The following is a 10,956-nucleotide window of genomic DNA, read 5'->3' as shown; positions in this document are numbered from 1 at the left end:
TCCACAGCGACCAAGGGTTCCAATATACCTCGCACGGCTATTTGAACCTAACCAAACAGTACGGCATTCTGCCGTCCATGTCAAGAGCGGCTACACCTCTGGATAATGCCCCTGCCGAAAACTTCTTCGGCATTCTAAAAACCGAGTGTATCTACCGCCAAAAAATTCAGACCATTCACCAAGCACGTCATCTTATTGACCAATACATCCACTTCTACAACTTCGAACGCATCAAGACAAAAAATGGCCATACTCCCTTTCAAATCAGGAGCATGGCCGTGTAATTCTAAGCTATCCTACGACAGGGCGTTTCCTGCCTGTCTATTTCCACGGGAGCGGTCTATCAAGCAGGAATGGGGGAGCTTCAGTGACATCTCGGTCATAGCCCCTGCCTTGCAAGTAGCGGCGGTGAATATCAGCGCCGGGTATTACTCTGAACACTCGCGGCATGAATATGTGAATTTACGGGTTATGGAGAAAAACATAGAACGGGTCGGCAACATGCTTTCTACACCATCGGAAAAGTTCGAGTACATCGAAGCTGTATCTTTTCGCCGCAATTTGTGGGGCGGGAGCTACTACGAGGAGATACTTGATTTTGAGCGATATTACCATGGCGTAAATGACAGTGAAATCAAAACACTCCTGCCTCTGCCGGATACGGCTTACGTTATTCTGCCAAACTGCGATATGGAAGAATGCGACGGACAATATTTGTTAGATAGCAAAGGACATGTTTACGAGTTCCTTTACGACCTTGGCGTGGCGGTTGCGATGAATAGTTGTGAAGCCCGCTCAGAAAATGGTATGCCAGTCAGGTTTAAGGAACAGGACGCTATCGAGGTTGAGGTTGTTCCGGTGGAATTTGTTTTCGATGCCTATGAAGATTTAGGCTAATTAAGGTTATTAAATCGTTGGGGCAATTTGATGATTGTAGTAAGTAGTGAGACTGACTCGATTAAAATCCCAATAGGGTTGCCATAAAAAATGGTACATGCCAAAAATCCAAAAACAACTCTATTGGGACACTTTTCCAATGTGCCGTTAGATTACACCCTAATGGCATATTTTTATGGAGGGAATCTGAATGAAGATCGGCTATATCAGAGTAAGTACAACCGAGCAGAACACAATGCGGCAGGAGGTTCTGTTAAAAGAACTTGGCGTTGATGAACTCTTTATCGATAAGGCCAGCGGCAAAAATACCGACAGGCCGGAGCTTAAACGGCTGCTTACCTATGTTCGGCAGGGCGATACTGTCATCGTTGAATCGATAAGTCGTTTTGCCCGTAATACACGCGATTTGCTTGAACTCATTGAACAACTGGCGACCAAGCATGTTGAGTTTATATCCAAGAAAGAGGCTATCGATACGACAACACCGACCGGAAAGTTTATGCTGACTATATTTGGCGCTGTGGCGGAATTGGAACGCGAGTATATCTTACAACGACAGCATGAAGGGATCGCGATTGCCAAAGAACTGGGGAAATATAAAGGGCGTAAGCCTATCGTACATCCGGAATTTGATAAGGTTGTGTATAAGTGGAAATCGGGCAGCATGACAGCAGTTGAGGCTATGAGCAAGCTAAACATGAAACCGTCTACGTTTTATCGGAAAGTAAGGAAATATGATGCGCAAACGTACTGACCAAGCATATCTGATGCGTTCATGGCTGACAAAATCCATATATGGTTGTCCGAACAAAATATTGAAGAAAAGGAGCGGGAGCGGATGAAGCTAAACCAAACCAATCTTTCCGGCATGGCTGATGAAGAATTGCTCGCTGTCATCCTGGAGAAATCCGTGGCCCGAGAGCTGATGGCGGAATACGGCAGTGTTCAGCAGATGCTCTGGCAAGCTTCAAAGCAAGAGCTGGAAACAATCAAAGGAATTGGAGTTGCTAAAGCCAGGAAAATTCAATGTATAGCAGAGATCGCCAAGAGAGTCTACCGGATGAATAATGCCTTGCCGCCAGTCATCAAGACTCCTGGCGATGCCTTTAAGCGGATGGAGGATATGCAGTTTCTTGCTGTTGAACAGTTTCGGGTAATTTATCTGAACACCAAAAATGGTATTATTGCTGAAGAGGTAGTTGCCCAAGGCACAATTAACTCTACCATCGTAGGAGGTAGAGAACTCTTTCGGCGAGCGGTGCGGTTATTGGCTGCTTCCATCATTCTCATTCATAATCATCCCAGTGGTGATGCTCAGCCAAGTCAGGAAGATATTGTTATTACTAGAAAACTGGTTGAGGCAGGTAAGCTGCTGGATATTGCTATTCTGGACCATATCATTATCGGACGGGGAAAATTCGAGAGCCTTAAGGAAAAAGGAATCTTATAATAACAATAATTATCAATATTAAGAGGCTTATACCACATTTAAGATGGATAAGGTATACAGTTAATGCCCTATTGTGTTTCATCGACGCAATGGGGCACTAACCCTGATATATTACTGCTACTCAATATGATGTTTTTTCATGAATACGAAACAAGAACCAAGGCACAGGTAGACAGGAGATTAGTCAGGGTTTGTTGAATTTAATGTCATAAAAAGAATTTTAATAAAATTGTGCCTTTTATCTTAATGCGACGAATTACTGTGAAAGCTGGTAATCTTGGCCAATAGACCAGTGTGATATGTTTCATTGGATGTCAGAGGCTGCTAGTATTTGAATAGGTCGAATAGATAGTTGGAAACAATTCAAACGCCATGTATGGCTATAATGCCACGCTAGGCATAGTTTTAGGAGTGGTTATGTTGCTCAATTACGCTAATCTTAACGATGTAGAATTTGAATATCTTTGTCAGGATATTATGTCAAAAAAATTAGGTGTCGAATTGCGTCGTTTTGCCGCAGGTAGAGATGGCGGAATTGATCTTATAGATGACATTTCTAAAAAAAATATAATTGTTCAGGTGAAGCATTATATTAAAACTGATATTTCGGGTCTTATCTCTTCACTAAAGAAAGAAATCCCTAAATTAGATGAACTTAAGCCAAACCAATACTACATTTGCTGTTCAAAAGAATTGTCACCAGCAAACGTTAAAGATATTTACACTATGTTTTCTGACTATATGGAGTCGGATGCAAATATTATTACACTTATTGAAATTAATGATTTTCTCACACGTTCTGAGAATATTGATATAGTCAGAAATCATTACAAATTATGGATTTCATCTACTAATATCCTACAGGACATTTATAGCAATGATATATTCATTGATTGTGAAGTTTTATTGTCTAATATACATTTGGATGAAAAGTTTTTCGTCCAAACAGTAGCATATGATCGCGCTTTAGAATGTCTTGCAAAGAAAAAAACGTTATTTATTACAGGCGATCCGGGTGTTGGAAAAACTATTACTTCAAAAATGATAGTTCTATGTTATGCCACAAATGGATATAGGGTTAGATATACAACTGACGGAGCTGATCTATCAGCTCTTAAAAGAGCATTGTCTCAAAATAAGGAAGCTAAAGAAATCATTCTTCTTGATGATTGTTTTGGGCAAGCATATTTTAATATGAAAGAAACCCAGAGTAACGAGTTGCTTTCATTAATAAAGTATGTGAATCTTTCCGAGAATAAACGCCTTATTCTTAATTCGCGAGTGACAATTTATCGTGAAGCGCAAGTAAGGACGCCAGAATTAGTAAAAAGCTTTGATAATAAAGAATACAAGGTACACATAATTGATATGTCCGCAATGTCAGATATTGATAAGGCAAAGATTTTATATAATCATTTATATTTCAACAATGTTAAGGGTGAATACTTTGAATCTATAAAGCAAAACAAAAACTATAGAAGAATTGTGAATCATCCTAATTATAACCCACGTATTATAGAGTTTGTGAGTAACCCTTATAGGTATTCAGATGTCTCGTCAAGCTACTATTTTGACTTTATCTTAGGGCATTTAAATAATCCCAGTAAAGTATGGGACGATGAATATGAGCGAAGGCTATCTAAGGTTGATAGAATGTTACTTACGTCTTTGTTTTCACTTACAGACACGACTGCTTCCCTGGACTTCGTAAATCAATGCTTTAATGCAAGAATTCAAAGTTTGCCTGAAGTAGATTTGACTATTAATCAATTTCAAAACTCTTTGTCAAGGCTCCAACAAGCATTCGTTAAAATAGTCGATGAAAAAAGCAAGCGTACACTGTCAATGGTAAATCCTTCAATAAACGATTACATACGCTCGCGAATCAATACCAATACCGCTGAAAAAGGAGATTTAATTAACACAGCCGCTTCCGTGATGCAGCTTAAAAAAATGCTCACACCGGATGAATTCAAATTTAAAATGCTTTCAGCATTTAATGATGGCTCAATACTTAATTATCTTTTTGCAAGCGATGAAGAGCGAGTGGCTTTCATTACTTATTTTATTTCTTACAACAAAATACTGGACATGCGCTATCAACAATGCATCTTTTCGTATTTGTCTAAAATAAAAAATGTAAATATATATGAAAAACAAGTCGTTTTAGCCATTAGAATATTTGAGCATCTTTTAGATTATGAGGTTTATACCTTTTATCAAATTGACGGTTTTTTGTCTGACTTTGATATGCTGGAAGAAATATTATCTTATTTTGATTTGGAGGATTTAATTGATGCAATTAATTATTGCCATAGTCTATTGGAAGACGAAAAAAAATTGAACTTTATATTTATAGGCCAAAATGTAATTAAGGAAGCAGTAGAAATATATTGTGACTGTGTGGACGCAGATAATTTTGATTTAAATATTGATGATTTTGTTAAAGATTCGTGTAAGGTAGTTTATTATGGGAATGATGAATACGCTGAAGAACCGGACATAGATACAGCAATACAACATATCGAAAACTCAATAAAAGAAAAGGTAAAAGATGAAGTTGGGAATTATCTGAATAACTTACCAGCGGAATTATGTTTGTCAGCCTCTTTCATGGATAAAGTTTGTATTGATGTTTCAGGAGCTGAGGATTTAGTAAAGTCTTATTTAAGAAGTGATGACGATGACGATGACCGATACGTTGGCGCCCCTCAATCGAATTATAGCGAGATTGATCTGATGTTTAATAGATAATTTCCATGATCCATATAATTGAGAGTCGGCATTTGATGACTTAGTTGCCTATTATAGCAATAATGGCAAAATCCGGAACAATGTGCTAAATTCTAATATCGCGTAATTGGGATAAGTGAACTTCAAAAAAATTGCAGTGTCGATCCCAAAGCAAAAAAACAAATAGTCTTAATAGATTTTCGCCTGGACTGTGGGAGTATCAAGAGATTTGAAATATTAATTGCATGTGTTGAGCTGCTTATTATGTTTATATCGAGTCCCGGCCTATATACAACTTAAATTAAGCTGAATTTTTCAAGGTGGTTTATCTTGAAGGGCAACATATGATTTATTACAGTAACTGGGAACAAGGTGAGATCATAGCTGGAGTACAGTAGTCATTCATTTATTAGGATGGCTACTGTTTTTTTCATGGTATTTATAACTCCAAAAATCGATACAATACCATTGAATCATTTATATCACAATTTCTATAACTGGATATTTATTGGTAATAAACTTTAGATATTATTTATATTTTACAGAGAAAATTTGAAATTTCTCAGTGGTAGCATAGCGGGAAAACATGTTACTCAAATAAGCATAGAATCACCCAGAAAACAAATGCGTAAAATGAAGGACGGTCAAAACCGTTCTTTATTTTTTACAATATTTTTTGTAATTACTCCTACAGGGAAATAAAAATATTTTTCTTGTAGGAGCTGATAAAATGAATATCATAAGGGTTTGCCTAGATAGGGTAAGTTATTATTCGAAGCCAGAGGGTAAGGCAATAGCTCAAATAAGTGATAGGATAGCTCGGCAAACAATACCGCTAACCGCAGAGAACATCAGAGGTTTTGTAGGGGATGTGGGGTTGGATGGGCATACTTTCTGCCCTGCGACCTTTAAGAATGGCAAACGGAATAAAGATAACTTTGAGCAGATGCAATTATTTGTTCTTGACTTTGACAATGATACGCCGGATAAGCAAATATCATTTGATAGTGTTAAAGAGCGAGCTGACAGATATAATCTCCCTGTTTTTTTTGCATACGAAAGTTTTAGAAGTAAAAACAAAGATCGCTTCCGAGTAGCCTTTCTCAACGATGTACCAATTCAATCAAACAGAGACGCAGAGGTCGTTCAAGATGCGTTGGTGACGATTTTTCCCGAGTGTGACAAAAGTAGCAAAGATATATCCAAGATGTACTTTGGGGGGAGCAAAGATAAACTATTGTTTTTTGATAAAGAAGCTTCCCAGATGAATGTAGTATCTGCCGTTACTGGTATGACAAGTTATCTTGAGGAACAGCATAAAAATAACTATAGGAGAAAAGTATCGGAATTCATTAGGAATCATGGTTTGAGAGAAAACAGTAAAAAGTTGCCTGATGTTTCGATTGCTAATGAACTTCCAGAACCAGAGAACATCGCTGAGATTACTGGTGTTCCTCATGATGATAAAATCTCGCCAAACTCTACTATAGAATATTCTGAATCTATAATAGAAGGAGTTGGCGAAAATTTATCAAAAAAATATTATTTAATTAAATATGATAACGGCACCAATATCTCAGCGAAGAAAAAAACATCGAAGAACCATAAGGATTTTAGGTTAAAGGACATTCCTAAACTTCGTTTGGTATGTCAGTTATTACGAGAGTTTGAGACTGGTAGTATAAGATTAAGTCATGATGAATTGTTTGGTTTAGCAACTAATCTCACAAATGTAGAAACCGGTAATGATCTGTTTTTAAATAGCTTTAAAGCGAATTCTTATGCAGATGGTCGTGTTGGAAAATATGGGTATTGGGTTCATCAGTTGAAGAAATACATCGCAGGGTATCAGCCTCAGGCTTGCAATAGCTTCTGCCGATACTGTAATAGCTGTTCTCATCTCACGAATCTTTTATTGACGGCTAAGTTGAAGTACCATCAGATGGAACGTATTGCCGGATATACAGAGCCACTGTATACATTAGAAGAAGCTGAAAAGGATTTTCAAAAAAAATTTCGTAATGCGATGGATGATACTAGAAAGATGTGGTTTATCATCAAAGCACAGACGGCTTTAGGAAAAACAGAGACTTATTTAAGGCTTATTAAAGACACATCTAAACGAATTCTAATCGTCGTTCCGACTAATAAGTTGAAAAGTGAAATACGAAGGCAAAGAGCAGAATCGATGGGGATTGAGATGATGGAATCTCCGTCGCTACGTGAAATAAAAGATTATATTCCAGATGTGGTTTGGGATCATATTGAATACCTTTATGCTAGTGGGAAATCGGTGATTCCCTACTTGAAAAAGCTCATACGTGAAGACCACTCTGAATGCGCTAAATTGTTCAAGAAGTACTTAAAGGATTTGGACTCACTTAGAAACTTTGATGGTCATGTTATTACGACTCACAAAAGATTTTTGACAATGGATGTTAGTAAATACGATCTCGTTATCATTGATGAAGACATACTTCTCGGCAGCATTATACAGAACAAGATAGATATCAGCATTTCTGACTTGAAAAAACTACAAAAGAAGACTGCGCCCGGGAGTACGATCAGAAAGAAAGTTAATAAAGGTCTTAAATATATTGAAGAAGATGAAAAAATAAGCGACTATTTTTCTCTGCCATCTATTGATTACGACAAAACAGATGATGATATAGCGATTGGGGTCGATATACCATCATTTTGCTCCGCCACGCGCTTTCTCTATCGTAAGGTATCTGACAAGGAAAATGAAATAAGTGAAGACTGCATCACTTTTATCCCACCAGTGAAAATCAATCCCAATATGAAATACATCATGGTGTCGGCAACTGTCGATAAAACGGTCTGCGAATATTTTTTCGGCGAGGAGAATATGGAGTTTTATGCGTGCAAAAAAGCTAGGTACGAAGGCGCTCTATATCAAGATTACCGCCGCCCTATGAGTAGGGGTTACATTTCTGAAAACAAGGATATTATTAAGGAAATCAAGAAATGGTCGGGGTTTGATGATACCATTTCATTTAAGAGATTCATGGCATCCTACCAGGGTGACTTACATTTTGGGAACTCTGCGGGTTGTGATTATTTAAAAGGGAAAAATTTAGATGTAATCGGAACTCCCCACATACCTGACTGGATATACAAATTATTTGCTTACACTATTGGCTGTGAGTTCGACACGGAAGCGAAAATAAAATTTGGTATTACAGTCGAACACAACGGATGGAAGTTCCGTTTTACATCCTTTGACGACAAGGTGTTAAGAGCGATTCAATTTTATATTCTTGAATCGCAACTAGAACAAGCCGTGGGACGAGCACGGCTTCTCCGAAATCAGTGTAAAGTAAATTTGTTCTCGAATTTTCCTTTGAACCAAGCTAAGATGATTTGTGACTTTGATTACGATAAGGATTAAATCTGCAATCTATTTTAATGGCGCAACCATTTGGTTGCGTCAGTTATTTTTAGCTTTTGATAAAATTGTTCTTTTAAAAAGATGTTGTAGCCCCGTTATGTTTGTATAGCTGTTAGATCAAAATGATATATAATGTACCACTAAAAATCACCGGGAAACATTAGCTGCTAGTTTCATCGCAGATCATTTCATTAAAAAGAAAACCTCCTCAACAATAGTGTAAAAAATAATTGCAATCGGAGGGATTAATATATGTATCTAAATTATGTTTTTGAACTTTCCATGGTGTTAGACAATGAAAAATTCCATAAATTATTAACCAGGGCCTGTAATCGACTAGAATATTTGGATGATAATAAATATGTTGACCGGACGTTGTCATCTAAAGGAATAGTGGTAACTTACCAAGGCAAGCAATATAAAAAGAAAAGTTCAAATTACTATAAACCCAAGTGTTATGCGAGATGGTGGCGAGTTTACTTCGAGCAAGTTAATCCATAAGCTGGAGCGATGTGTTCATGATTATTTCGGGTCAAAGTACAATCTTAACGACTTCAATTTGAAAAGAATGATTCTTATGGCAGACATTGATGTTAATAACCGAGAGAAAGTATCCGCATACATAAAAGTTTTGAAAAGAATCGGCAAAGTAAAAGGGTTTTCGCCACTAAGTTATGATTGTCTAGATGATGATAGTGGTTTTTGTTTGGAGGGAAACAGTAATGGTATCCAATTTTTAATTTATGACTTAAAGGGCTTGCTCACAGGTCAATGTAGAAAAAACGGAACCGATCATAAGAAAATGAAATCTATAATAAAAAATTCCGAAGGGATTGACCTTACCCCGGCTCAATAGACACGATAAACGCACAATATCTAAAGAATTCGTAGGATAACACATTATTTCATAGATTAAGACTGTTTTTGCTAAGCTGCTTTCATAAAATTCATTGGAACTTTATAGTTATTACTCGAATGCTTTCGTCGTCTATTGTAAAATATTTCAATATATTCAAAGATAGCTGCTTTTGCTTCGTCCCTGGTTCTAAACCGATTTCCATATAACCATTCTTGTTTCAGTTTGCCCCAGAAAGATTCCATAGGGGCGTTATCCCAACAGTTGCCACGACGGCTCATGCTACATTTAAACCCATTCTTTTTCAAGACTTCTTGGTAGGCATGGCTGGCGTATTGCACGCCACGATCTGAATGAACCAACAATCCTTCACCAGCTTTAGTCCTGCCAATCGCTTGGTTTAGGGCGTTAATTACCAGTGACTTTCTCATATGGTTAGCCATTGAAAAACCAACAATTGTTCGTCCACATAAATCCATAACTCCAGCCAAATATAGCCCTCCTTCATCAGTCCAAACATAAGTAATATCCGAAACCCATTTCTGGTTAGGCTTATCTGCGGTAAATTCACGGTTGAGCAAATTTTCAGCAACAGGAAGGTCATGATTAGAGTTGGTTGTCGCTTTATATTTTTTGACGGTTTTAGCCTTGATTCCGGCCTCTCGCATCAATCGATAAACACGGTTTTTGCTTGGTGCTGGTGCTTCGCCAGCTTGATCTTTGAGATCATCCGCTATGCGCGGATAGCCATAAATACCTTTTGATTTTTGATGAATTTTCTTAATTTTTTCTAATAATATTTCATTCTCTCGCTGACGGTCACTGACTGGTCTTGCTAAATATGCATAAAATCCGCTCCTGGAAACTTTCAATACCTCAGCCATCTTCGCCACCCGAAACTTGGAGTGATGCGTTTCCATAAACCGAAAACGCTCTATTTCTGGTTTTTCGCAAAGTAGGCGGCCGCCTTTTTTAGGATCGCATTTTCCTCTTTTAAATCTAGCATTTCTTTGCGCAACTTGCGTAATTCTTCATCAGCGCTATGCAGATTACCACTGCCAGGGAAGGCATCTTCACCGTTCTTGCCAAATTTACTCATCCAGCCATGTAGTGTATTAGTGTTCAAATCTAACTCTCTCGCCACTTCGGCTACCGGTTTTCCGCTTTCTTTAACTCGCTTAACAGCCATTAACTTATATTCTTTATCAAATGTTTTCATTGGTGAACCCCTCCCGTATTTATATTATACTACACGTTCTAGGTGTCCATAAAATCGCGGTAGGGTCACTTCTTTAACGGCAACTTTAGCGTTATCAAAAATTAAACGCTTTGGCGTACCGCCAAAGAAATCAAACATAATTTGTTGGGCTTCTAAGAAGGTTTCTGTATTGGCGGCTTTGTAAACTTGGACGAACATGTCACAGCTATAGCATAATCGACCGCAGAAAGTATATACCTTGGTCTTTTCCCCATCTATGTATACAGTCGCTTCACCCCAGTCAATTTGAATAGCTTCGCCAGGTGCGTAAGAAAGTGGTACACTGCTCTGTGGTGGAACCGTTCTTTCAGCTCTAAGAGTTCTAACTGTTGCACGTATTGTGGAATATG

8 protein-coding genes and 1 pseudogene are annotated in these 10,956 nt (G+C 37.8%); 7 read left to right on the top strand and 2 right to left on the bottom strand.

The features are described from left to right. The 7 genes from BMZ99_RS24900 to BMZ99_RS24865 form a co-directional block, all read left to right on the top strand. On the top strand, positions 1–284 hold a 284-nt coding region (locus BMZ99_RS24900; RefSeq protein ID WP_139214853.1), incomplete at its 5' end, for an IS3 family transposase. 109 nt (positions 285–393) lie between these two features. Beyond that, complete coding sequence (locus tag BMZ99_RS24895) at positions 394–897, top strand: hypothetical protein (protein ID WP_090944459.1); 504 nt, start codon at positions 394–396, stop codon at positions 895–897. A 190-nt stretch (positions 898–1,087) separates the two neighbouring features. After that, positions 1,088–1,651, top strand: a complete 564-nt coding sequence (locus BMZ99_RS24890) for a recombinase family protein (RefSeq protein ID WP_090944456.1) — start codon at positions 1,088–1,090, stop codon at positions 1,649–1,651. A 21-nt stretch (positions 1,652–1,672) separates the two neighbouring features. Beyond that, positions 1,673–2,347, top strand: a complete 675-nt coding sequence (gene radC / locus BMZ99_RS24885; protein WP_090944452.1) for a RadC family protein — start codon at positions 1,673–1,675, stop codon at positions 2,345–2,347. 372 nt (positions 2,348–2,719) lie between these two features. Beyond that, entirely contained in the window at positions 2,720–5,101 is a 2,382-nt protein-coding gene (locus BMZ99_RS24880) for an nSTAND3 domain-containing NTPase (protein WP_090944449.1), read from the top strand. Positions 5,102–5,810: 709 nt separating this feature from the next. Next, on the top strand, positions 5,811–8,492 hold the full coding sequence (locus tag BMZ99_RS24875) for a DEAD/DEAH box helicase family protein (RefSeq protein WP_090944446.1): 2,682 nt from the start codon (positions 5,811–5,813) through the stop codon (positions 8,490–8,492). A 577-nt stretch (positions 8,493–9,069) separates the two neighbouring features. Then, complete coding sequence (locus BMZ99_RS24865) at positions 9,070–9,348, top strand: hypothetical protein (RefSeq protein ID WP_090944442.1); 279 nt, start codon at positions 9,070–9,072, stop codon at positions 9,346–9,348. Positions 9,349–9,419: 71 nt separating this feature from the next. On the opposite strand, the gene BMZ99_RS24860 is transcribed toward BMZ99_RS24865, so the two are convergent. Together BMZ99_RS24860 and BMZ99_RS26650 are read right to left on the bottom strand one after the other, a co-directional pair. Beyond that, positions 9,420–10,567 (bottom strand): IS3 family transposase gene (locus BMZ99_RS24860; protein ID WP_090944439.1). Its coding sequence is split into 2 segments (ribosomal slippage): positions 9,420–10,306 and positions 10,306–10,567, totalling 1,149 coding nucleotides; the frame shifts between segments, so codons are not numbered across the junction. A 24-nt stretch (positions 10,568–10,591) separates the two neighbouring features. After that, positions 10,592–10,956 (bottom strand): annotated as a pseudogene (locus BMZ99_RS26650) (hypothetical protein); the annotation flags it as partial.

This window comes from Pelosinus propionicus DSM 13327 (genome assembly GCF_900114615.1).
In the GTDB taxonomy this organism is placed as follows: domain Bacteria; phylum Bacillota; class Negativicutes; order DSM-13327; family DSM-13327; genus Pelosinus; species Pelosinus propionicus.
The sequence above is the reverse complement of the archived record's forward strand: the minus strand, read 5'-3'. Positions and strand labels throughout refer to the sequence as shown.

Coding starts and splice junctions, on each gene's coding strand:
- BMZ99_RS24890 (WP_090944456.1), top strand. CDS start 1,088: ATGAAGATCGGCTATATCAGAGTAAGTACAACCGAGCAGAACACAATG.
- BMZ99_RS24875 (WP_090944446.1), top strand. CDS start 5,811: ATGAATATCATAAGGGTTTGCCTAGATAGGGTAAGTTATTATTCGAAG.
- BMZ99_RS24865 (WP_090944442.1), top strand. CDS start 9,070: ATGGCAGACATTGATGTTAATAACCGAGAGAAAGTATCCGCATACATA.
- radC (WP_090944452.1), top strand. CDS start 1,673: ATGGCTGACAAAATCCATATATGGTTGTCCGAACAAAATATTGAAGAA.
- BMZ99_RS24880 (WP_090944449.1), top strand. CDS start 2,720: ATGTATGGCTATAATGCCACGCTAGGCATAGTTTTAGGAGTGGTTATG.